At 55.8% G+C, this 22,591-nt stretch carries 17 protein-coding genes and 1 tRNA gene; 2 read left to right on the top strand and 16 right to left on the bottom strand.

Annotated features, from left to right (window positions below; translation table 11 throughout):
• Positions 1-234: 234 nt before the first annotated feature.
• Positions 235-1,356 (bottom strand): glycosyltransferase family 10, encoded by a 1,122-nt coding sequence (locus V3C20_RS10210; RefSeq protein WP_130083775.1) that lies wholly within the window; start codon positions 1,354-1,356, stop codon positions 235-237.
• Positions 1,357-1,667: 311 nt separating this feature from the next.
• Here V3C20_RS10210 and V3C20_RS10205 point away from each other — a divergent pair.
• Positions 1,668-1,743: transfer RNA gene (locus V3C20_RS10205), tRNA-Ile, on the top strand.
• A 1,314-nt stretch (positions 1,744-3,057) separates the two neighbouring features.
• Here V3C20_RS10205 and V3C20_RS10200 read toward each other — a convergent pair.
• Positions 3,058-3,579, bottom strand: coding sequence for a hypothetical protein (locus V3C20_RS10200; RefSeq protein WP_130083776.1), 522 nt, complete (start codon positions 3,577-3,579; stop codon positions 3,058-3,060).
• 837 nt (positions 3,580-4,416) lie between these two features.
• Here V3C20_RS10200 and V3C20_RS10195 point away from each other — a divergent pair.
• Positions 4,417-5,382, top strand: coding sequence for a retropepsin-like aspartic protease (locus tag V3C20_RS10195; protein ID WP_161981283.1), 966 nt, complete (start codon positions 4,417-4,419; stop codon positions 5,380-5,382).
• A 14-nt stretch (positions 5,383-5,396) separates the two neighbouring features.
• Here V3C20_RS10195 and V3C20_RS10190 read toward each other — a convergent pair whose 3' ends face one another.
• From V3C20_RS10190 to V3C20_RS10125, 14 genes are read right to left on the bottom strand one after another with little or no spacing between them, the layout of a single operon-like run.
• Positions 5,397-6,470, bottom strand: coding sequence for a glycosyltransferase (locus V3C20_RS10190; protein ID WP_130083778.1), 1,074 nt, complete (start codon positions 6,468-6,470; stop codon positions 5,397-5,399).
• Positions 6,470-7,639 carry a glycosyltransferase family 4 protein gene (locus tag V3C20_RS10185; RefSeq protein WP_130083779.1) on the bottom strand — a complete coding sequence of 390 codons (1,170 nt, stop codon included), beginning with the start codon at positions 7,637-7,639 and terminating at the stop codon, positions 6,470-6,472. Before V3C20_RS10185 ends, V3C20_RS10190 begins: the two co-directional genes overlap by 1 nt.
• 7 nt (positions 7,640-7,646) lie before the next feature.
• Positions 7,647-8,534 (bottom strand): glycosyltransferase family 2 protein, encoded by an 888-nt coding sequence (locus tag V3C20_RS10180; RefSeq protein ID WP_192907212.1) that lies wholly within the window; start codon positions 8,532-8,534, stop codon positions 7,647-7,649.
• Between the two features lie 5 nt (positions 8,535-8,539).
• Positions 8,540-9,658 carry a glycosyltransferase gene (locus V3C20_RS10175; protein ID WP_130083781.1) on the bottom strand — a complete coding sequence of 373 codons (1,119 nt, stop codon included), beginning with the start codon at positions 9,656-9,658 and terminating at the stop codon, positions 8,540-8,542.
• On the bottom strand, positions 9,655-10,695 hold the full coding sequence (locus V3C20_RS10170; RefSeq protein WP_130083782.1) for a glycosyltransferase family 2 protein: 1,041 nt from the start codon (positions 10,693-10,695) through the stop codon (positions 9,655-9,657). The genes V3C20_RS10175 and V3C20_RS10170 overlap by 4 nt, the downstream gene beginning before the upstream one ends.
• Complete coding sequence (locus V3C20_RS10165) at positions 10,692-11,804, bottom strand: glycosyltransferase family 4 protein (protein WP_130083783.1); 1,113 nt, start codon at positions 11,802-11,804, stop codon at positions 10,692-10,694. Before V3C20_RS10165 ends, V3C20_RS10170 begins: the two co-directional genes overlap by 4 nt.
• 2 nt (positions 11,805-11,806) lie before the next feature.
• A complete protein-coding gene (locus tag V3C20_RS10160; protein WP_202975651.1) occupies positions 11,807-12,994 on the bottom strand; it encodes a glycosyltransferase in 1,188 nt (395 codons plus the stop codon).
• Positions 12,991-14,505: a hypothetical protein gene (locus tag V3C20_RS10155; RefSeq protein ID WP_130083785.1), complete on the bottom strand. Its 1,515-nt coding sequence runs from the start codon at positions 14,503-14,505 to the stop codon at positions 12,991-12,993. Before V3C20_RS10155 ends, V3C20_RS10160 begins: the two co-directional genes overlap by 4 nt.
• The gene (locus V3C20_RS10150) at positions 14,502-15,692 is read right to left on the bottom strand and encodes a glycoside hydrolase family 88 protein (protein WP_130083786.1); all 1,191 of its coding nucleotides are present in this window, start codon (positions 15,690-15,692) and stop codon (positions 14,502-14,504) included. Before V3C20_RS10150 ends, V3C20_RS10155 begins: the two co-directional genes overlap by 4 nt.
• Positions 15,689-16,858, bottom strand: coding sequence for a polysaccharide pyruvyl transferase family protein (locus V3C20_RS10145; RefSeq protein WP_130083787.1), 1,170 nt, complete (start codon positions 16,856-16,858; stop codon positions 15,689-15,691). The genes V3C20_RS10150 and V3C20_RS10145 overlap by 4 nt, the downstream gene beginning before the upstream one ends.
• Complete coding sequence (locus V3C20_RS10140; RefSeq protein WP_130083788.1) at positions 16,851-17,876, bottom strand: glycosyltransferase family 2 protein; 1,026 nt, start codon at positions 17,874-17,876, stop codon at positions 16,851-16,853. The genes V3C20_RS10145 and V3C20_RS10140 overlap by 8 nt, the downstream gene beginning before the upstream one ends.
• A gap of 5 nt (positions 17,877-17,881) precedes the next feature.
• Positions 17,882-19,033 carry a glycosyltransferase gene (locus V3C20_RS10135; RefSeq protein WP_161981284.1) on the bottom strand — a complete coding sequence of 384 codons (1,152 nt, stop codon included), beginning with the start codon at positions 19,031-19,033 and terminating at the stop codon, positions 17,882-17,884.
• Complete coding sequence (locus tag V3C20_RS10130) at positions 19,030-20,190, bottom strand: glycosyltransferase (RefSeq protein ID WP_130083790.1); 1,161 nt, start codon at positions 20,188-20,190, stop codon at positions 19,030-19,032. The genes V3C20_RS10135 and V3C20_RS10130 overlap by 4 nt, the downstream gene beginning before the upstream one ends.
• 15 nt (positions 20,191-20,205) lie before the next feature.
• Positions 20,206-22,587: a polysaccharide biosynthesis tyrosine autokinase gene (locus V3C20_RS10125; RefSeq protein WP_130083791.1), complete on the bottom strand. Its 2,382-nt coding sequence runs from the start codon at positions 22,585-22,587 to the stop codon at positions 20,206-20,208.
• Positions 22,588-22,591: the final 4 nt, after the last annotated feature.

The raw sequence follows: 22,591 nt of genomic DNA, 5'->3' as shown, positions 1-22,591 counted from the left end.
TCTTCCCATTCAAATCCCGTCAATTTCTTCCCCGGCCTGATTTGCTACGGCCATCCGGTTCAACAAGCGGAGCAGCATCTTATCGGAATGACCTCTTCAAGCAGCCTGTTCCTCCAGCCCTGCCAGGAAGAACTACCAGCTTCTTTCTTCCCCCGCCCATCAAAATGACTGCCCGGTTTCCCGCCGCATAACAACAGGCAGGAAACAAATAGCAGGCTATAATCACCATACTCCTTAAAACCTGGGAAACAGCCTTTTATTCCACTCCTTCAGAGCAGACTTCAATTTCTTCCGGTCATCTTCCTTCTTCACAGTCATCTTATCGGTGAAAAAATTTCTGTAATTGTTCATCCAAAAGCCGTCACCCCTTTTTCTCACATGTTCAACGGGAGAAGTAAAAATTTTCATCAACTCTGCGTTAAATTTATCCTTCTTCTCCTGCTCCCGCTCAATCTGCCACGGCAGCCGCCTGGGTTCAGCCATCATGGCTTTCCATAATTCTTCATCTTCATCAATCCTTTTGATCTCCGCCACAACTTCCTTCAAGGATGAATAACGATGACAATTAATGAAAGCCTTCGGATTATATTCTTCCTCAACCAGAGGATTACCCCAGTAAACGGGAACGGTACAGGCCAGAAAACTCGTTATTATCTTCTCCGTCGTATATCTCCGGTACCAGCTATTTTCACACGCTATGGAAAACTTATAGGGTTTTTTCAATAAAACGCTTCCTGCCAGCCAGTCCTCCGCCTCTCTTGGAATAAGGCATGGCGTATTATTTAAATGCTTTCCTATTGCATCCACCTTCTTGTAGGCGGAAAGCTCGGAAAACAACTGGATGCGGTACGGATGCCCCAGGCCGTGGGAATAAATATAATTGCAAAAGCCGTCTTTCCCGCATAATGCATCGTCCGGATTCATTGTGTGAAGATCTTTTAATTTCATCCTCAAATCAAAAAGATAGGACATACAAAGCAGCCGCCCATCGTCATCAGGCGCGTCAAAACCGATATGGTAATCAAACAAATTCAAATTGGGAGCCAGAGCCTCTCCCAGTACATCCATGATAACAATCTTTCCGCGGGATTCCTCCAGAAACTGAAGATAATTCTCTCTGGAAGACGTATATAACCAAGGGAAGGCAATAAGAAAATCAGCCCTTTCCTTATCAATTTCAAACTCAAGAACAGATCCATCAATCTTCTGGAAACGCCGTAGAAAAAAATTAATTTGCCATTCCTCGGCGCCCTCTATGAACCCAACTTTTACCTTTATCCTCATATTGTTCAAAATCGATGAAATTATTATACAAATTCCCCACAAACAGTCAATTTGTACGGAAGAAAGGAACATGACTTCCTGTCCTGCGGGCTATTAAAAGGCAAATCAGGAATACATAAAACAATTGTCCAGTTCCATGGAAAGATTCCCTGTTTTGATTTCCAAAAGAAAATCATCTGCGGATTTCATCCATCTACAATGGATTTCACCAGCCTTTCTTATGGCAGCAATCTCCTCTGAAAATAGGTACTCTGATGGGTGCATATCCTCCGTACCTGATTTTTAAGGGCATATCTTCTGCAAATCCAAAACGTTCATAGCAGGATAAAAACTTTGCCTTTCCCGCCGGATTCTGCTAATGTTTTTGCACGTTGTTCTTCAACGGGCTCGTAGCTCAGCGGTTAGAGCAGGGGACTCATAATCCCTTGGTCGTAGGTTCGAACCCTACCGGGCCTACCAAAATAAAGCCTTACAAGTTAGCTACTTGTGAGGCTTTTTCTTTCCCTTCCCACTTCCCTCAAAAATCGTTAAAAACGTGTAAAAACGCACCAAAACGTGAGGAAAATGGCTCACTTTAGCACTACCATGTTTGCCGCAGTGGCGGAAAACGCATGAGGAGAGAAGTCATTCCCAGAATTACGAGTAGCTGGCAGAAGAACTGGAAAGCAGGAAAGCTTCTCATCACTATTGCAGACTTTGTGGGCCACTAAGTCGACAATAACATCTATGCAGAGGGTGTGTGAATTGTATAAAACACCCGGTAATGGCGAAATTTTTTATGCTCGCGATTCATCGAAATAAGTTGTCGGAGTTGCAGATGACAATTGACTGGAAGCCATAAAAATTAAAACTATTTCATAAGTCACATAATTTTAATAACTTCAATAAACCTAAAAAACTACTGAGGCGGCAAATATTCTTTTACCATGACATGGACTTTTCCCGGCAATCTGACTGATACAACAATGCTCTCCATGGCCTTTTCACCATTACGCCCCTGGCTTTTTTATCTTTGTGAAAGGCAGATTTCAGGAACGTTTCTCCGACAGAGGAACGGACCTCATTCTACTTTTCCTTGCAGACAATCACATGATAAAGGGCGTTGTCCAAAGCAAGGGAATCCTTGCCCGCCATTAAACACGCTTGCCTATGCGCACGCCAAGCCTACATATAGGTCCTTTTAATAATAATTACATTTTTTGATTTCTCTTCAAGAACGGGTCGACTGTTTTTATGATACACTTCTGATTCGTAAATTGTCTGGGGAATTAACTCCAGCATGTGCACATGCATTTCCATTCTGTGGGTTTTATTCCAGGATGTGAAATCAAATCTGAATTGATCGTTCATATTGCTTCCAAGAACTTTGTACTTCGTAAACAAAATAGAAAAATAATCATAGCCTTCATGCGTTCCATAGTAATATAGAGAAGGAGGAGCTGTCTGCGTGACTAAAGGATATACCAGCTGAGAATGAGAAACTTCTTTAACATTTAAAGAGCAACATGATTGCAGGATTATTAAAAAAATGATTATGAGTGAATACTTCATTCTATTCTCTCCTTCATTAAAATTTCCCCTGCGCCTGTTTGGCGTTTTATACTTTTGTCTATTTCCATAATCCCCATTCAGAGTCAGTATCCTTCATTCCACGGCCAATGGAACTGGCCATCCCCGAATAAGGATCAGCGGGATAACCTTTCTATTAATCACCATAGAGATACCTGATGGAAAAACAGACTTTATTAACTGTAAACTAATGAAATGCATTTCCTACCATCTGTCATGAGGAGAAATGGCTACTATTGCTAAATATTTATCTCCCTGAAGTATTTTTTTATATAATATGAAAATTTCTCCAAACGGAAATTCCATAAATTTATATTTATCCCTTCCATTTTCCTGGTCCAGGAATTTTTCCCGAATGTGTAACATACTATACGGAGTAAGATCCCCTTTTAAGAAATCCTCATTTATCAATGAATAGATTTCAGGATTTTTTATTATTTCTTCATTAAAAGAATTTTTTACTCCTGAAATATCCAGAATATTATCTGTGCTTATGCCTGAATAAGAAACTTTTGCGTCCAGTCCGTCTTGTAATTTCAAGGCCTGCAGGTGAATGCAATCCGTCCATTGCTGATCAGTTTGGAAAATATAAATTATTCTTATTCTCCCCCGCATTGAAGTATGCAGCCTCCACGAATTTTGAGGAACACCCATAGTATTCGCCATCATTTTTTCCCATGTATCGGGTTGAGGGGGAGATTTATCGCACCCACTGAGAATAATCATTAACAGAATTATATAAATTCTATTACATAAAATATTCATGCAAATATTCATAGAGTTAATAATAGTTTCCTGTTCGCTAATGTGAATTACCCTAAACTTCAATTGGAAAAGACGCAGATGAATTACTTTGTCATGAATAATCGTTTCTAAAAACCGTTGTCACTCAATATTTCTTCCTGTGGGAATTACTCTCCCTTACATCGTATCAAGCTAAAAATACTCCTTCAGAAATCAATAAAATAATATAGAATTTTTTAATTTTCGGTTCATGGATTTGTAAAAAAAAGGTGCATGTCAACAGTATCGGAAATAACCGCCCAAAAATTCGGAGTGTTCATAGGATACACAAGGTTTGGGGTTAATGATTAACAAAAAAACGAGGGTAGTTCCTGAGAATCATCCTTCTCGTACCATATGTCCGTATCCGATGTCAACGCAATTCACACGGATTTTCCGTATTTATGTTAGGAAATAATAATGTCTATCATAATATTTATGTAACCAATTCATTTCCGTCATAAGCATCCATATGATCGCGAGGTTGGTTTTCCGAGTCATCTCCTGGGAGAGAAATTCAGAAAATATCTTTTTTCTCTGCGGTATAATAAATTTCCTATTTCCTACTTGCATCCTGTTTTCTCCTCTCTTCCAAAAAGATAATTTGCTGCAACCTTCAAATCATCTGGAATCTTTGAAGTTCCCTTTTTGCATTGTTGGGCCGGCCTTGGTCGGTTATAAGGATGCACGCCAACGGGCAACCGTCCCAAGAGATTCTCTCAACGGGCATCTCTGGAAAATACGCACTATTTGTCAACCAAACATACAGGGATGATACGCATGAAAAGATTGCTGCCGTTTTTTGCCGCTCTGCTGGGGCTCCTTCCCTGCGCCTGGAGCGCCAACATTCCCAGTGACAGCATTCCGTTCGAGCTCGGAACCGCCAGCCGCATTTACGTGCAATGCCGCGTCAACGGCAGCCGTCCCCTGCTTTTTCTTTTTGATACCGGGGCCACTTCCATGGTCATCAACAGCAATTCCCTGGAAGGCATTCCGATGGAGTTCAATGAAACTATTGTGAATTACGGTGCCACGGGTTCCAATGAGGTCCGCAAAAGCGCGGAAAACAAATTTTCCGTCGGAAAGCAGTCCCTGTCCAGCGTCCCTTTCATCGCCATTCCCTATGCCCGTGACCAGTGGGACGGCGTTCTCGGCCTCTGGTTCATCCAGCGGCAGGTCACGGAAGTCAATTACACGGACCGGAAAATTTACCTGTATCCGCACGGTTCCTACACGCCGCCGCCAAACGCCATCCGCCTGAAGATGGAATACGTGATGGGAATCCCGGTAGTTCCCGCCCAAGCAACGGTCAACGGGAAGGTTTACCAGCTCCGCCTGTCGGTAGATACGGGTTCCGACCGCGTTCTGGACCTCAATACCCCCTTTGTCAACAAGCACCGCCTCCTGGGCAGCCAGGTTCCGTTCTCCGTCTCCAGCATTTCCAGTTCCGATGCCAATACGGGCAGGCTGGAGAACGTCATTTTCGACAGCATCCAGCTCGGCGCCTGCAAATTGCCGCGCATTCCCGGAGCGTTTTCCACCGTCACCAGCGGCATCCAGAGCATGCCGGAGATGGACGGAGTCATGGGCAACAACCTTCTGAAACGCTTCAACCTCGTTTACGATTCCCAAAACGGCTACCTTTACCTGATTCCCAACAACCTGCTTTACACGCCTTTTTACGACTGCCTCCTCCAGCCCCGGAAGACAGTGCCCCAGGCGCCTGCCTGCACGGCAGGAAGATGAACCGGAATGCCCGCCTACCGGGAGCTTCCGCGCAGGTTGATAATCCGGGTGCATAGCTCCACCAGCTTGTTTCCGGCGCGGGAATGCAGGAACCGGTAAAGGCCGAACAGGGCACACCTCACGCGGAAGTCGTGCCCGCAGGCAATGTATTTCAGGAGACGGAAAGGGGATTCCGGGGACTGGGCAAATTCTCGCCACCCGTATTTGTCCAACAGGGCGCGGACCGCATCCAGGGCTTCCTTTTTCTCTCCCGCCGTCTGGTGGAGCAGGTTGGACGAGAAAAGCTGGATACTGCCGTTCAGCCAGTTCAGGACCGTTATCCTGGCTTTTTCCAGACAGCCCAATTCCCGGTAGGCAGCGGCGATCAGGTCCACGCGCTCCAGAGCCGGATAAAACCCGGAACCCTTTTTGTCCGGGGCCTTGTAAACGTTAACCAGGGAATCCGGACGAGTAGGACGGTAAATGTACAGGCAATCCGGTATTTTGACAATATTCCGCACATAGGGGTGAAGCAGGTTGTTGAACAGGGCATCGCTCCCCTGCCTCATTCCCTCCCGGAAGCGGAGGCCCGTCTTTTTCAGGAAATCCGCCCGGTAAAGCTTGTCCCAGCACAGCTCGCTGAACGTTCCCATGGACGCAAAGTCGTAATGGCTGCAGTGCCATTCCGGGCATTGCAGGCCGTTGAGCATGCTCCACCGGACGGAGAGCGGCATGTCCCCGGCAATCGTGGCCCCCATGCAAACCAGCTCCGCTCCATACTGTTCCGCCGCCAGATACAGGCGCTGGAACATGACGGGGGAGACATAGTCGTCCGGGTCGGCAAACCCGATGTACTTTCCGCACGCGGCATCCAGCCCGGCATTCCGGGCCGCCGCCACGCCCGCATTGGGCTGGTCGATGATGCGGATTCTTTCGTCCGCGGCTTCATATTCCCGCAGGATGTCCGGCGTTCCGTCCGTGGAACCGTCATTGATGCAGATGATTTCTATGTCCCGAAGCGTCTGGGCGCAGACGGTATCCAGGCATTTTTTCATGAATGCGGCTACATTGTAGCACGGAATGATAATGGAAACGAGTGGCATGGTCATCAGGCAAGGTTCGTGTTTTCAGAATTTTTCAATGCATGGAACAGGTCCATCCAGGAACGGGCAATGGCGTCCAGCCCATAACGTCCGGCCTTCTTCCGGGCGGCGGCTCCCATGGCGCGCCTCAATTCGGGATGTTCAATCATCCGGATGACGGCCTCCGCCAGACGGCCCGTATCTCCTGGTGGAACCAGCAGGCCGTCTTTTTCCGGATCAATCAGATCCCGCGGTCCGCACGGGCATTCAAACGCCACGCAGGGCACGCCGCACGCCATCGCCTCCACCAGCACCATGCCGAATCCCTCAAAAAGGGAGGAAAACACCAGCATGGAGGACTGCAGCAGTTTTTCCTGCACCTCAGAGGTGGCTCCGCGCAGAAATACCTGCCTTTCCAGCCCCTTTTCCCGGACCAGGTTTTCAAGGGATTCCTTTTCCGGACCGTCCCCCCATATCTCCAGCTCCCATCCGGGATGGACGGCAGCCACTTTTTCCCACGCACGGATCAAAAGGTCAAATCCCTTGACCGGAACAAGACGCCCCACGGCAACCGCGCGGGGACGGTCCAAGGAGGCAGTCCGTTCCGTCCGGCGGATGCACGGGTTCGGAATCACGTGCACGCCCTTCCTTCCCTTCCAGTTCGTCTCCATATCCTGCCGGGTAAGCACCACGGTGGCGTCATAGCCGCCCTGGCGGAGCGCGAATTCATAAAAATCGGAAACGGCGGCCATGACACGCGCCCTCATCCCGCCCTGAAGCCTCGCGTAATCTTTCCGGTAGGTACCGGAGTAGTGGTATTCGCGCACGGTTTTCCATGGTCTGCCGCGGGAAATCCGGGAAATCATGAACTTTTCCGACTGCCCTACGGAAATGACGATATCCGGCTCCAGCTCCCCAAGGGTTTTCCGGAGAGCCTCCGCATGGCGCCTGCGCCTGACAAGGATGCCCTTCATCACATACAGGAATCCCTTCCAGTCGTCCTCATAATAATTCACACCCAGGGTCACCACCCTGACGCCCGGCGGCAAATCCGCCGCAGTCCGGCGGGCGTCGTTGGCCGCAACCAGAACGACTTCATTGCCCGGCACGGCGGCCAGCGCCGCAGCCTTGGCGCGCGTGACGGCCTGAATTCCTCCCGCCGCGTCCAGATCATCCAGTACGTACGCAATCTTCATATTCCGGTCATCCGTTGTTTCTGGTTTTCACGATAATCAGGCACATCAGCGCTATTCCGAAGGGCACGGCCGCCAGCGTCAGGAACGGACGCGGGGATTCCTGCAAAAAGCGGGCATGGCGCGCCAGCAGGGAGGCGGACACGTAATGCACCGCCTCCATGAAGCGCCTGCGCCCGGAAGGCTGGCGCTTCATCCCCTCCTTCCGCAGAAAGGCAAATCCCCTGGGATTCCGGACGTACTGCCTGAACATGTTTTTCGAGGAACCGTCCTCCCGGTATTCCACCAGGCAAAGCACCCTGTTCATGGCCAGCAGGGGCGCCGCTTCGTCCGCCAGCATGTACTTGTAGCCCAGCCCCACATACTTTTCACCGGGAAACACGGGATAAGGCGGCAGCCGCTTCATCAGCGCGGTCCGGTACACGAGCTTCTTGTCTCCCCTGCCCCCCGATGCATAGAATCCGGTCAGCGTCATCTCCCTGCCATCCTCTTCAAAGGCCGTTCCGATGAGTTCCCCGGTACGGACGTCGGCGTCCAGCCCCGCAATTCCGGCCAGACGTTCGCTTCCGCGCCGCTTCCAGAGTTCCAGAATGGCAGCCACGGCGTCTTCCGTCATCAGGTCGTCGGAATCCAGGCAGACGTTGAGTTCCGTGTCCATGAGCCTGTACGCGGCATTATGGGCCGTGTGCATTCCTCCGTTTTCCTGATAGTGGTAGCGTATTTCCACATGCCCCGCCCGTTGCCATTCCCGCACCAGGTCTGCGGTTCCGTCGGATGATCCGTCATCGACGACCAGCCAGACAAAGTCGCGGCAGGTCTGCCTCAGCAGGCTTTCATAACAGCGGCGCAGGCATTCCGCCCTGTTGAAGGTCGGCGTGAACACGGTCAACGTCTTCATTGTCTTCATGATTCACCTCCCTGTTCCAGATAGAATTCCTGAAGCTTCTGCGCATTGCCGGCAATGTCCAGCCCGGCTTGCCGGATGGCCTCCGCCGTATCGTTCCGCCGCCATCCGCAGGCCAGTTCCTCCATTTCCCGCGCCCAAACCGCGGGGGATTCCCTGAGGGACAGAAAGCTTACGTGGCCCGGCACCACCGCGGCATCTTCCGGAACCCGGTCGGAGGCCAAAACGGGCAGCCCCGCCGCCTGGGCCTCCAGCATGGCGATGCCGAACCCCTCAAACCACGACGGGAAAACGAAAACGTCCATTCCCTGCAGTAAATCCGGAATGTCGTCCCTGCCGCCCAGCAGGCGGATGCGTCCCCGCCATTCCGCACGCTCCGCCTCCTGTCTGACCTGTTCCTCCTTTTCCCCGCCGCTTCCCGCCAGCACCAGAAGGGAATCCGGATGCAGGACCAGGAACGCCTGAAAAACGCGCAGCAGGAACTCATGGTTCTTGGGCCAGGAAAAGTTGCCCGTGTGGCCTGCCACCAGTTTTCCCTCCCAGCCCATTTCCCTCCTGACCCGCTCACGGGTTTCCGGAGAATAACTGAATTTTCCCGCATCAATGGCGTTCCGGACCACCACGGCATCCTTCATTCCCTTGCGGCCAAAGAGCCAGCGGCCGCACAATTCATTGCACGTGAAACGGTGCGTCAGGTACGGGCGCATCAGATGCTTGAGCAGAAAACGGAACAGGGAATTTTTATCCATTCCCAGCGGGGAACTGTGCGCATGCGCCGCAATGAAGGGGATGTTCCGCGCGGCCGCTTCGCGGTACACCCAGTAGCCCAGCTCGGAGCAGTGCCCGTGAACCAGCCTGTATTCCGGGTGTTCGTCAAAGAAGCGCGCCACCTCCCTCCTGTACGCGGCCAGACCGGACAGGGTGATGGGCGGCAGCCTGTAAATCCGGCCGCCCAGTTCCCGGATTTCCTCTTCATAAATGCCGGGGGTCTCCCGGTGAACCAGGAAATCGAACTGGAGCCTGCGGCGGTCGATATGGCGGTAATAATTCATGACCATCGTTTCCGCGCCTCCGCGGTTCATGATGGTGAATACCATTAATACTCGTTGGGGGGTCATGTTGCCAGAATTCGCTTGATGATTCGCAGGAGCAGGTACAGGCCGGGAACGAATCCCGACTTCGCCGCCAGAAAGAACGTTTTCCAGTGGAACGGGAGCGGCTTCAGGGGAAGCGTTCCGACCGCCGCACGGCACCAGTCCCGTTCCAGCAGGTTCCGGAGCATGGCGGCGTGCCGCACCGGAGACCCGGGAGCATCGCAGATGTTCAGCCCCAGAAAGATGACGGACAGGGCCATGCGGTTCCGAAGGGCCCGCTCTGCCTCCGGACACGCGCCATGTTTCCTCACATGTACATCCATGCGCCTGAAGAGCTCCTCCCACTGCGCCACCAGGTCCGGCTTGTACCTTCTGGTCAGCGCCCCGGAAGCCGTCTTCCGGTAATGGTAGAACGTGGAAGGAATATAGACGGCCCTCCGGGCCGCTCCGAACAGGGAAAGATTGCAGAGAACATCCTCCGCGGAACCGATGAGCGCGGTATCCACAAACGCGGCCTCCGCATCCCGGAACAGGGAACGCCTGTAAAGCTTGCCCCAGGCCGTTCCGTAGGAATCCATCCTTTCCGGCCGGGCCAGTTCCGCGCCGCCGGGGCCCAGCAGGCGGGTTCTCAGCCACGCCATGGCTTCCCCCTCGAAGACGCGTTCCTCCGGCCAGAACAAAACCGGGGACGAGACCGATTCATATTCCTTCACATAGCTCCAGAAAACAATGTCCGCATCCCGGCCCCGCATGGCTTTTACCGCGTCCGCACACGCATGTTCGTCCAGCCAGTCATCCGCATCCGCAAACATCACGTATTCCCCATCCGCCCGTTCCAACCCGGCATTGCGGGAGGCGGAAAGTCCGGAATTTTCACGGGCAAGAACCTCCACCCGGCTGTCCCTGCGGCGGAAGTCTTCCAGAATGGAGCCGGTGCCGTCCGTGGAGCCGTCATTCACGCAGACAACCCGGATATCCCGGTACGTCTGGTTCAGGATGCTTTCCAGGCAGCGGGACACGTAAGCTTCCGCATTGTACACGGGAACGATGACGGAAATCATGGCCGTCCCCCCTTTCCTTCCTCCAGAACCCGGCCATACAGCCTGTTCCACTGCTCCGCCACCGTTTCAGCCGCGTAACGCCTCACATGTTCCCGTGCCTTCGCCGCCAGGGCTCCACGCAGCACTTCATCCCCCATCAGGCGCTCCAGGGCATTCGCCAGTCCGGGAATATTGTTTTTCTCCACCAGCAGGCCGTCTTCTTCATGGCTGATGATGTCCGCGGGACCGCAGGGGCAGTCAAAGGCCACGCACGGTACGCCGCACGCCATGGCCTCCACCATCATCATGCCGAATCCCTCATATTTGGAAGACATCGCACAGATGGAGGCTCCCAGGTACGCCGCCATGATTTCCCTCGTGGGCGGATGCAGCACAAAGCTTTCTTCCAGCCCCGCCGACCGAATCGCCGTTCTCAGCCTGCCTCCGTCGCGCTCCGCGCCGAACAGGTCCAGCCTCCAGTCCGGAAATTTCCCGTGTACCCTTTTCCAGGCCTCCAGCAAGGCCCCATAGTTTTTCTGAGGGGAAATTTTGCCCACGGCAATCACCCGCTTTTCCTTTCCGGAAGACGGAACGGACGGATAAAAGGGAAGAGGGTTGGGAATGACCTCCACATTGCGCATATTCCATTCCACCCTGTTTCCGGAGGCAGGCACCACGAAGCGGGCAAAGCGCCCCCCCAGGAAACACATGGCGGCAAATTCCATCTTCATGAAAACGGAAGGGCACCCGCCCTCCGTCTGGATCATCCGGGAGACATGGCGTTCATAGATGACCGGACGCCGCCCGGACAGCAGAAGGGGAATCCAGAATCCCTTGAACCCGTCGTCGCACACGTCCACCACATCGGGATTCACGGTACGCACCGTTTTCCGGATGCCCCGTACCCAGGCCGCCAGCCGTGCCACGGGGCTACCCTCCATCGCAACGTCATGAACACGGATTCCCGGGTGAAAATCGTAAAAGGGCTCCGCACCCCGTTCATTCAGAGTCATGATATGGATTTCGTCCCCGTATTCTTCCGCAAGCAGGCGCGTCCGGACGGACAGAACCCGTTCCAGCCCTCCCGGCCCGGTGATGCCGTTGGCAATGTATAAAATACGTCTTCCCATGTTCAGACCAGCGCCTCCAGTTTCAGGATTTCATCACGGTTGCCGTAGTCCCGCGCGCGGCATGCCGCCGCCAGGCTTTCCAGGCGGGCGGGATCATGCAGCAGGGAGAACAGGGCCTTCGCGGCGCCCTCTTCGTCGTTCGGGACAATGACTCCGTCCACGCCGTCCTCCACATGGCCGGAAGCCGTGGGAAAACGCGTGATGGCCACGGGACGCCCCAGAATCTGCGCCTCCCTAACCGCCACGGCCTTCCCTTCATAGCGGGACGGCTGCACATACAGGCCGCAGGCGGCCATATAAGGATAGGGGTTGGCCTTTTTTCCCAGGATAACGACGTGTTCCTCCATCCCATGCGCGGCAATTTCCCGCCGCAGGGAAGCCTCGTCCCCGTAGCCTGCCAGATACCACCGCAGCCCGTTCATTCCCATCTCCACCAGACGGGCGGCTATCCTGACGGCGCGGTCCATGCCCTTGGCATGGGAGAACCTTCCCACTGTGCACAGGCACGGAGAACCTTCCATCACGGCGGAAACGTCCTCCAGCGCGGCCTGCTCCCGCACTGCCCGGGGGGAAACGATGTTTTCCATCAGCATCAGCCTGTCTTCCAGCTCCGGGAACCGGGACAGGAACCCTTTTCCCGCCTCCGGGGAAATGGATACGATGCGGTCGTAACTGCTCCATACCGGGCGTTCGCGCTCCGCATTGATGCCAATGGAAGAGTAATCCGTATGAATCCAGGCAACTTTCCTGCGGGCCAGCACCTTGTCCCTGACGATGCGGTGGGGTGTCAGGAAACTGACCGCCAAATCGTACATTCCCAACTTTCTTAAGGATGGCAGAAAGGGGGCCGCAGCCGCGGCGGCATCATCGAACACGGCGTAATTTTCCAACCCGTTCAGACTTTTCCCAAAACGCGCGGAACGCCATTTGGCCCACAGCCGGGCGCAGAAAATTCCCAGCCTGCCTTCCGTCAGGATGTCTTTCAGGGGCCGGGACAGCGCCCGGTAGGCCGGGAGCTCCGGCAGCAGGTTCACCTTTTCCGGAATCAGCGGCATCAAATCCCCGGAATGCCTGTAAACGAACAGGTCAACCCGGAAACGGGAAGTGTCCAGCGCTTCCAGCAGCCCCAGCAGGGCACGCTCCGCGCCCCCCAGTTCCATATATTGAATAGCTATGAAAATACGCTTCATCTGCATGCCAGTCTGCGCACGTGAATCAACAATCCCTGGAAAGGCGCCGTCCTGAACAGAACGGCTGTGCAGAGCCCCAGCGGGACGACGACGGAAATAGTTCCCCACAGGAGCAGGTCAGCCAGCGGAGAAGCAAACCAGGACCGGGAACAGAAGGGATACGTCAGAGTGTAGCCCGCCGCCGTAAGCAGCACGTATTGCCCGTACGCCAGGAAGTATTTCCTCAAGGGCTGGTGAAACACATGCCTGTACACCAGCCGCGGAAACTGCCAGACGCCGATGGAAAGAAGGCTGAGCGTGGCCGCCAGCAGAACGCCCGCTATCCCCCACCACCGCACCAGTATCACGGCCAGGACGACGTTGATCACCCCCTGGAGAAGCGGGGAGTAGCGGTCCTGGTGGAAAATGCCCGCCTTGGTCTTGAACACCATGGCGGAGCGGCGCATGCCCACCACGAAGAAGTTCAGGATGATCACGAAGGAGACGGCTCCCGGCAGAATGTACCCGTCCCCCAGCCACCAGCCGATAAAGGGATTCAGCGTGTTCAGCAGGACGATGGAAGCCACGCCGGACACCAGGAAGTTGATCAGGAAAATCCTTTTGAAAATTTCATAAACGTGCGCCCTGTCCTCGCTGGCGATCAGGTTGCCCACGCTTTCCGCCATGCTGTTGATTACCTGCATGATGAAGGTGGAAATCGTTCCGACCACGAGCATGTAGTTGGAATAAAAGCCCACTGCCGCCAGCCCCACGAAGCTGGAAATGACAATGTTGCTGGTGGAATGCATGAAATAGCCCCCCACGCTGTGCAGGAAGAGCGCCTTGACGTTGACGGCAATCTGACTCTTCGTCACGGCGTCCACCGCATGGGTCATGCGGCTTTTCACATAGGGGTAAAGCGCGTCCACCTTCCGCACCATGGCCACGTTGAACCCCGCCAGAAACAGGGATTCCACCACCAGGTACAGGATGTAGTTGCCCGTATAGTAAAGGATGCCCAGCTTGGACAGGTTCAGGCCCACCTGGTAAACAAAATTGATAGTCCCCAGCCGATAGTTTTTCTGGTCCGCGTTGATCAGGGAATTCTTGTACGCCGTCAGGTACGGCAGGATGGAATTGAAAACGAAGATGAAATAAACCAGTGTCAGGTAGTCCAGATGATTCCCGTTCTTGATGAAACACCCCAGAAAGGGGTACAGGCACACGCACAGGAAAAACACGGCCGCCGCAATGAGGCGGTACACCTTGCGGTAGAATTGCAGCAGGGCGAGAATGCGAGGCTGGTCGTTTTCAGCCAGCGGCTTGTAAAGATGGAACACCACGCTGGTTCCGAAGCCGGATTCCAGCAGGGTGACCGCCGCCAGGATATTGGTCAGCAGCCCGTTGAGGCCCAGGTATTCCACGCCGATTTCATTGACGAAAAGCTTGCGCGTCACGAATCCCAGCAAGGTCATCGTGACCATCAGGCTGACGGTTACCAGAAAATTTTTGCCGGAATTCAGCGTTCTCATTCTTTCCGTTCCTCCCTATTGAGTTCCACGCTCAGGCGCAGGGCCATTCCCTGGGCAAAGGGCATGAGGCCCCAGACGTCCGAATACATGCCAATTCCCTTGGTATCCCCCTGGCACATGTCCAGCGCTCCGTTGCGGCGCGTCACCCCCATCAGGGCCTTTTCCGCACCAAAAGCGGCCTCCAGAAAACAGGGCTCCCCGGAAATGCGGTAGGCCTCCAGCATCAACAGGCCCATCAGGGCGGTTCCGGAAGATTCAAAGACGGATTCCGGCCTGGCAACCATCCACCCGAATCCGCCATTCCGCTTGCGGAGGGGCAGAAGTTCGCGGGACAGGGACACAATGCGCTTCGCCATCGCACCCGCCTCCGGTCGTCCGTGGGCTTCCATCAGGCGGTACAGTTCGCACAGCCCCAGCGCATACCAGCCGATACCGCGCGACCAGTCGTACAGCCCCAGGGGATAGCCGCGGTCCATCTCAAACCCGTGGGCCGGAAAAGAGGACCCGGCCAGAAGGGCCGCATCGTATTCCTCCACCTGCCTTGCCGCAAGGTTCCAGTATTCCTCCCGCCCCGTGCGCGCCGCGCAGGCCGCCGCCAGCGGACAAGCCAGGCCGATGGTGTCCACGTAGCGGACGGCGGGCTGCCCGCGCCTGTAAGCCAGAGTACCCGCCTCCGTTTTCAGGGATTCCAGAAAGGCCAGAGACTTTTCCATCAGCCGGTCCTCTCCGCCGCATCCGGCTTCCAGCACGGCATAATCCAGCAGCATCCTGTCCACTTCCCATGTTCCGGGATTTTCCCGCTCCAGATAATTCACGACCAGTTCATGCCTGCCGAGGGCGTCCCGCAGTTTTTCCTTCAGCCCCCCGTCATTCCGGTCTCCGGCGTAGGCATTCAGGCCCAGGGACAGGCCGCCTAGCTGCCAGCCCTGAATGGCGGCGTCCGCATATGCACCCCGCAGCATGTCCCAGAGGACCAGCCTTCCCTGGTCCTTTTTGGGGACTGCCGGCATGCGCTTCAGCCATGCCGCGGCCTTCCGGGCCAGGGCGTCCTGCCATGCGCGGCGGTCCCGCCAGCGGCCGATGCGGATGCGGCCCGTCCAGATTCCCATGAAGCGCCACGCGTCCACGCAGGCCGCCGCTGCCGTAAGAACCGCCGCTGCGGAAAGAATGGAAACATAAAGAGTCATGACCGTTTCACCAGGGATTCAAGTTCTTTTCGGCAGCCGCACAGCCGTTCCAGATACGCGGGAAGCACTTTCCCGTATGCCTCCTTGATTTCCTTCTCCCTTTCCATCATCCGAACAAAGGCGTTCCGCAACTCATCCGGGCCGTCCAGCGACTGCACCGGGACCACGTGCCCCTCCTCCGTTCCGAACAAGTCGCGGGCAATCCCGCGCGCCTTGACGGAATACCCAGCCACCAGCGCGGGAACGCCCGTGGAATAAGCGGCGATGGATGCGTGCGTACGGGCGGCCACCAGGAACCGGCACCGGGAAATATACCCCTTCAAGTCCCCGCAGGGGGCGTCTTCAATCATGACCACCCTTCCCGTATGGCGGAAACGCCCGTGCAATTCCGCCAGAGGCTTGCGGTCGTCATTCCCGGCCCATACCACATGGGGAATCAGGGCCACGTTCATTTCCGTGTTTTCCAACAGCCATTCGACAAGCCGGGAATAATTTTCCATCACGGCTCCGGGCCTCCCCTCGTGCCCGATCACCATGGGGCTGACATTGATTCCGGCCATGTTCCCCTCCTTCCAGCCCTCCGGAACTTCCACCTCGTTGGCCGGCAGGGCAAACGCCGGGTCCGGATACAGAACCACGCGGGAAAGGCCGCATTCCCGCAGGGCGTCGTACGTGAGGGACTCCCGCGCCACAATCAGGTCAAACGCCCCGAGGTCCTCCAGCATCCTGCCCTTCATGTCCTCCCTTTCCAGGGAACAACCCCACAGGACCACAGGAACGCCGGCCTTCCGGAGCAATTCGTTCTGGAGGTAGATATGGACGGGTTCCCCGTAGCAGTAATTGTCCCCTCCGCCGCACAGGGCCAGGTCCGCATCCCCAGCTTCCTTCACAATGCCGCCGAAGGCAATCAGGTCAAACGCATCCTTCACCCCCAGAACGTGCAGCTGCATCCACGCCGCAGCCCAGGCCGGGGAAAGCCTCCGGATGGGGCGCCGTTCCGGCAGAACGCGCACCAGGCGGTCCAGGCCGCACCGGACGTCCTGCCCGCAGGCGGAGGAAACAAGGCTGCCCTTTTCAGGACGCAGCAACAGCATGGTGGACCTGACAATCGCCTCGCACCCGTGATTGCCGCTGCCGCCGTGAGGATATAGAAGAATTTTACGCATGGCCGTCTGATGATTTTTTCCCGGCGTACGCCCCTTCCAGGAGCAGGAACAGGCAGAAGGGGAGACGAAGAAAGAGGCAGACTTTCATCCATTCCGGACAGGGAAATGCGCCGGGATGGGCGCGCAGCAACGCGTTTTCCGGAACTTTCAGAATACTGCGGACGGCCTTGAAGCGGTCCTTCACGCCGCGGCACTCCTTGAAACGGTAAATTTCAAACAGGGAATCATACACCATTCCCCACCACCGGGACGCCAGATAATTCTCCACGAGGCCGCCCTGAAGCCCCTGGTCGCGGAAATATTGCCGGACCATCCTGAACTGTCCGGCAATCCATTCAAATTTTTCCGGAACGAACCGCGTGGACAGAGTGCCCTTTTCCGCCCTGCGGTAGAAATAAACGGCCTTGTCCACCGTCCTCAGCCGCCTGATGTGCTTCAGGTAGGCCATGTTGAATTCCAGGTCCTCCCCGTAGGAGACGCCTTCCGGAAAGCGGATGGAATACCTGTCCACCAGCTCCCTGCGGTACAACTTGGCAACGGGCCCGAAGAGCAGGAAGGAGCGGAACAGGCGCACCCACTCCTCCTCCCTTCCGGGGACGGCCTCCAGTTCCACCGGCACGGGCACCGTAAGCACGTCCTTTCCGCCGGCACGCACGGAACGCAGCCCGGCGACGGCCAGATCGCATTCCCCGTCTTCCACGGCGGCGGCAAGAGTCCGCAGGCACGCGGGCTCCACGCGGTCATCCCCGTCAACAAAGCACAGCCACGAGCCCTCCGTTTCTTCAATGCCGCGGTTCCTCGCCGCGGATACGCCCCTGTTCCTCCCCATGTGAACCGCATGGATCCTCTCATGCCGGGTGGCCAGGGCATCGCACAGGATGCCGCTCCCGTCCGTGGAACCGTCATCCACCAGGCAGACGTCAAAATCCGTCAGGGTTTGCCGAAGGACGGAATCCACACATTCTTCCAGAAAATGCCCGGCATTGAAAACAGGAATGATAACGGAGACAAAAGGCATGCGATTCAATGGGTTGTTTCAAAAAGCCCTTCCAGGGCACTCATCCGTCCGTCCAGATCAAAACGGCTGCCTCCGCGGAGAGCCCGTTCGCCGTAATCCCGGCGATCGGCCCTTCCCGTCAGGATATCTTCCAGAGCGCGGAGCAGGTCCTGCGTATTATTGCCGGCAACCAGCCCGAATTCCCCGTCCCCCAATTGCTCCCGGACGCCGGAACACAGGGTGGAAACCACGGGAATACCGAGAACCAGGCTTTCCGAAATGACGGTGGAATGCCCCTCGCTGCGGGAAGAACACACCATCCAGTCCGCCGCCCGCATATAGGGATACGGATTTTCCCGATGGCCCAGGAATGTGATCCTGTCCTGCAAGCCCCACTCCCCGGCCAGGGCCTTCAGCTTCCGGCCCTCCGGTCCTTCTCCCAGAATCCAGAGATGGAAGGAGAATCCCGCCTGCACCAGATGACGGCACGCTTCCGCCAGGCGGTCGAACCCCTTCTGCGGGACAAGGCGTCCGGAAGCGCAGAAAAGCATCTTCCCCTCCGGACGCTGCGGCACGAATTCCGCGGATTTTTCCCTGATGGCCTGCGCATCGATCGGATTGTAAAGAACCCTGGCATCGCGCAGGGGACCGGCCAGGGCCACTACGGATTCCCGAACGTCACGGGAAACGGAAACCACCGTATCAAACTGCCGGTAGGCCCGTTTTTCCTCTTCCGCATTCCTGTAGGCCGGCAGCGTCCAGTGATTGGCGGCAAGGTCGATATGCACCCATGCCAGCTTACGGCTGTCCGGATTGGGAGAGCCGCTGGCAATTCTGGTGGCGTAACCTTCAATGAAGGCCGCCTCCACATCATAGGTTCCGCGGACAAACATGCGGTAAAAGACCGGCGGAGGGCAATGCCTGTATACCAGCAGCTTCAGCTTGTTTCCCGCCTTGACTTTCAGGCGCGTCCAAAACCCGTCCCCTTTCCTCAGGGAATCAAGCAGAAAACGGAAGGCAATGTTCCGGGGATAACCGGGCGGCACGTCCTCCTTTTTCAGGCAATAGACGGAAATATCCCAGCCGCGCCCTTCCCAGCCGTTCAGCAGGGTTTGCAGGACTTTTTCCGCGCCGCCGCCCGTCAGGCTGTTGACGAAAAACACGATTCTTTTTTTCATCTTTCCGCTCCCTCCAGCAGACGTTCCACCTCCCGGACGGCGCCCGCGTAGGCCACCTGCCGGCCTCCCAAAGCCGCCTTTTCCCGCCATTCCGCACACGATTCCCCGCCGGACACGAAGTCTTCCAGCGCACGGGCCAGCGCCTCGTCGTCATTATCCACCATGCGGCCAAACCTGCCCATTCCCAGTTGTTCCCCGATTCCGGAGCATTCCACCGCCAGAACGGGCACGCCCAAAATGAGGGCTTCCGTCACGACGGTACTCATTCCCTCGCTGCGGGAACTGCACACGAACAAGTCCGCCCCCGCCATCCACGGGTAGGGATTTTCCATAAAACCGGGCATCAGCAGGGATTCCGAAAGTCCCAGCCCGGCAGCCAGCCGTTCCAGATCGCTTCTGAGGCTTCCTTCCCCAAGGAGAACCAATTCCGCTGCGTGGCCCCGCTCTTTCAGCCGGGCGAGGGCGCGGATAAGCCTGTCAAACCCCTTCTGTTCTTCCAGACGCCCGACGGAAACTATCCTGAAGCACTTTTTTTCAGGAACTTCCTCCACAGCGGCGGATTTGGCCAGCACCTCGTCCCGGTCCACCGGATTATGCACGACGACGGAACCGGGATGCGTTCCAAAACGCCTTTCAAAAGCCTCTTTCACCATCCGCGACACATGGGCCACCACGTGGAAACGGCCATAAGCCCTTTTTTCCTCGTCCAGCGACCGGAATACCACCCCTTGTGTCCAGGGCCTGGCTTCCAGGTCCACATGCACCCAGGCTATTTTCCTGGTCTTCCCGGCCTTTCCGCGCTTTCCCGCAGGCGCGGCCGCCAGCAGGCGGGTAGGCAGGCCTTCCGTAAAGGCCGCCTCCACATCGTAATCCCCGGCAATGAACCATTTGTAAATCCACCCGGCGGGCAAAAAACGGTACACCAGCGCGTACTTCAACCGGTAAAGCCAGCCCCGTCCGCCCACGATGAAGCGGTAGCGGGCGTGCTTCCGGACTTCATCCCGGTACTGCCCGCAATCCACGACAGCGCATACCGTCACGTTGAATTTGTCCCGGTCCAATCCGCGCACCAGGCCGGAAAGGATTTTTTCAGCTCCTCCCCCGGCGAGGGATTCCACCAGAAACAAAACGTTGAGACGCGAACCGGACATGATCATGGTTTTCAGGCAGGGTCATTTTCCCGGACACGGGGAAGAAGTGTCAAAACTCCTGTACATGGCATATTTCCGGGAGGAACGGGAATGGTTCTCCACATCGCACAGGACAATGCCCATGCGCTTCAATTTCCCATTCTTCCACGTTTTCTGCAGACAGGGCAGGTCGCGTTTCCTCACGCACCCGGCCCGCATGACGTACAGCGTGGCGTCCGCCAGCCTGGCGACGATGCGCGCATCCGCCAGGGAAGCGTAGGGAACGCAGTCCATGAAGATGAAGTCGTAATGCTCCTTCAATTCCTCCATTAGCACCCGGACGCGGTCATGCAGCAAAAGCCGGGACGGATGGTCCGGCAGAGTTCCGGCAAAAAGATAATCCAAATGATCGGAAACGGAGGATTTCTCCACCAGGGAGCGCCATCCGCCTTCCCCGGAGCGGTCCAGATTCCCTATTCCGGGCTTCCCTTGCCCTCCCAGCAGGGAACTGAGCGTTCCCTTCCTCAAGTCCATGTCCATCAGGAGAACCTTCTTTCCGGCCACGGCAAGGGACAGGGCCAAATTCACGGCCAGATAGGTCTTTCCTTCTCCGGGGCATGAAGATGTCAGCAGAATGCTGAAACAGCCGGGACCGTTTTCTTCCGCCAGAGAGACCAGGCGTTCGGCGAGAAGAGGAAAGCTTTCCGACAATTCGGAAGGCTCTTCCAGATTCACCACGATTTCCTGGTTTTTCAACTTCCTGGGCTTGCGGGGAAGCACCCCGTAAACGGGAATGTCCGTCAGGGATTCTATTTCCTCCCTGCGCTTCACCCGTGAATCCATCATCGCGGCAATCACGCATCCCAGGACGGGAACGGCCAGCCCGACGAGGAAGCCCACCAGCAGAATCTTGGGCACGTTGGGAGCCAGCGGACCGGCCCCTCCGCGCACGCCGTCCACCATCCGCGCATTGTCTTCCGTGGCGGCCAGGGCCAGGGAATTTTCCTCCCTTTTGTTCAACAGGAAAACATACAGGGATTCCCGGACGCGCTGCTCCCGGTCAATGTAGTTAACGTCCCGTTCCCTGCTGGAGACGTTCCTGATGTGCTCCCGCGTCTTCTCATGCTGGTCCTGAATGTTCTTCTTCTTGACCAACAGGGAAGTATAGTAATTGTTCACGGAACGTTTCAACGCATCCTTCAGGGAGGACAAATTGGCTTCCAGCTCACGGACAATGGGATTGTTGTCCCCTGCATTCACCTTCAGGCTGGTCTTCTTCAGCAGGGTGTCATTGAACACGCCGATCTGGTCCCGGATGCCCATGTCCGCTATTTTCGAATTGATGGGCACCAGCTTCGCGTCATGTTCCGCCTCCTCTTCCAGATACTGCTTCAGATATTCGATGGACTTGATCTCCAGCGCCAGCTCCCTCAAATCCTTCTTGTCATTGATGCTGTTCTCATATTCTTCCGTGAGCGCGGTGGACAGGTCTGTCAGGATATTTGTCTCCTTTTTCAGCTTTTCAACGGCCAGATCATTCTTTCTCATTTCCTCGCTGATGACAGCCAGGCGCTCCCCGATGAATTTGTTCGTCTTTGTGCCGCGCGTGTTTTTTTCTTTCAGGGACGCCTCATTGTAAAAATGGACGATGCTGTGGAGGATGACCTCCGCCTTCACCGGGTTGTTGCAGCGGATGGAAACATTGACCAGGTTATTCTTTCCATTTGCCTTTTTGACGGTCAATCCGCTTCTCAACCCCACCGCCGCATTCCTGACGGAGGTTTTCCTGACAATCACGGGCACGTTCAGCGCGGCTTCACTGAACCGGGGAGTTTTCTCCACGATGAACGTCAGGGAGTCGAAGCGGACCTCCTTGCCAAAAGTTCCCGTTTCCTGACCCCCGCGGTCCTTTTCATCCTTCTCCAGCCGGAATTCCTTCCCGGAAAGAGGAACCACGCAGAACCTGGCGTCAGCCGCTCCCCCCTCCGGCGTGAACTGCACCGCAATGGGGGAATCCTCATAAACTTCCACTTTGCGGAACTTGTCCTTCTTCCAGTAGGTGACGTCCAGCTTCAGCTTCCGGACTACCGTTTCCAGCAAGGAATGGGAAGAAAGCAGGAACATCTCGTTATCCAGGTTAGTGGCGACCGTATTGACGATGCCATTGGAGGTGGCCAGCACCGTGGCGGCCACGGATTCCTTGGGGTAATCGTCCTTGATGAGGATGGTGGTGGCCTTTCCGTAAACCTGGGGCTGCCGCGCTGCATACAAATAGGCCAGGGGAAGGCAGATGCACAGGGAAAGCACACACCAATACCACTTCCGGACAATCCGGCCCAGAATGGCCTTGGGGCTGGGAAACAGGGATACCGAGGCAGCGCCCACGGCATCCAGGGATTCCTTCTTGGGAGAAAGATCGTTCATGGGA

Origin of the sequence: Akkermansia sp. RCC_12PD (assembly GCF_036417355.1) — a bacterium.
Lineage (GTDB): Bacteria > Verrucomicrobiota > Verrucomicrobiia > Verrucomicrobiales > Akkermansiaceae > Akkermansia.
This window is presented reverse-complemented; position numbering and strand designations above follow the sequence as displayed.

Bases quoted from the DNA above. Each gene is read 5' to 3' on its own strand.
- V3C20_RS10200 (WP_130083776.1), bottom strand. From the start codon at position 3,579: ATGATTATTCTCAGTGGGTGCGATAAATCTCCCCCTCAACCCGATACA.
- V3C20_RS10185 (WP_130083779.1), bottom strand. From the start codon at position 7,639: ATGAAGATTGCGTACGTACTGGATGATCTGGACGCGGCGGGAGGAATT.
- V3C20_RS10165 (WP_130083783.1), bottom strand. From the start codon at position 11,804: ATGGGAAGACGTATTTTATACATTGCCAACGGCATCACCGGGCCGGGA.
- V3C20_RS10140 (WP_130083788.1), bottom strand. From the start codon at position 17,876: ATGCCTTTTGTCTCCGTTATCATTCCTGTTTTCAATGCCGGGCATTTT.
- V3C20_RS10210 (WP_130083775.1), bottom strand. From the start codon at position 1,356: ATGTTCCTTTCTTCCGTACAAATTGACTGTTTGTGGGGAATTTGTATA.
- V3C20_RS10125 (WP_130083791.1), bottom strand. From the start codon at position 22,587: ATGAACGATCTTTCTCCCAAGAAGGAATCCCTGGATGCCGTGGGCGCT.
- V3C20_RS10135 (WP_161981284.1), bottom strand. From the start codon at position 19,033: ATGAAAAAAAGAATCGTGTTTTTCGTCAACAGCCTGACGGGCGGCGGC.
- V3C20_RS10180 (WP_192907212.1), bottom strand. From the start codon at position 8,534: ATGAAGACGTTGACCGTGTTCACGCCGACCTTCAACAGGGCGGAATGC.
- V3C20_RS10145 (WP_130083787.1), bottom strand. From the start codon at position 16,858: ATGCGTAAAATTCTTCTATATCCTCACGGCGGCAGCGGCAATCACGGG.
- V3C20_RS10155 (WP_130083785.1), bottom strand. From the start codon at position 14,505: ATGAGAACGCTGAATTCCGGCAAAAATTTTCTGGTAACCGTCAGCCTG.
- V3C20_RS10170 (WP_130083782.1), bottom strand. From the start codon at position 10,695: ATGATTTCCGTCATCGTTCCCGTGTACAATGCGGAAGCTTACGTGTCC.
- V3C20_RS10160 (WP_202975651.1), bottom strand. From the start codon at position 12,994: ATGAAGCGTATTTTCATAGCTATTCAATATATGGAACTGGGGGGCGCG.
- V3C20_RS10150 (WP_130083786.1), bottom strand. From the start codon at position 15,692: ATGACTCTTTATGTTTCCATTCTTTCCGCAGCGGCGGTTCTTACGGCA.
- V3C20_RS10175 (WP_130083781.1), bottom strand. From the start codon at position 9,658: ATGACCCCCCAACGAGTATTAATGGTATTCACCATCATGAACCGCGGA.
- V3C20_RS10195 (WP_161981283.1), top strand. From the start codon at position 4,417: ATGAAAAGATTGCTGCCGTTTTTTGCCGCTCTGCTGGGGCTCCTTCCC.
- V3C20_RS10190 (WP_130083778.1), bottom strand. From the start codon at position 6,470: ATGACCATGCCACTCGTTTCCATTATCATTCCGTGCTACAATGTAGCC.
- V3C20_RS10130 (WP_130083790.1), bottom strand. From the start codon at position 20,190: ATGATCATGTCCGGTTCGCGTCTCAACGTTTTGTTTCTGGTGGAATCC.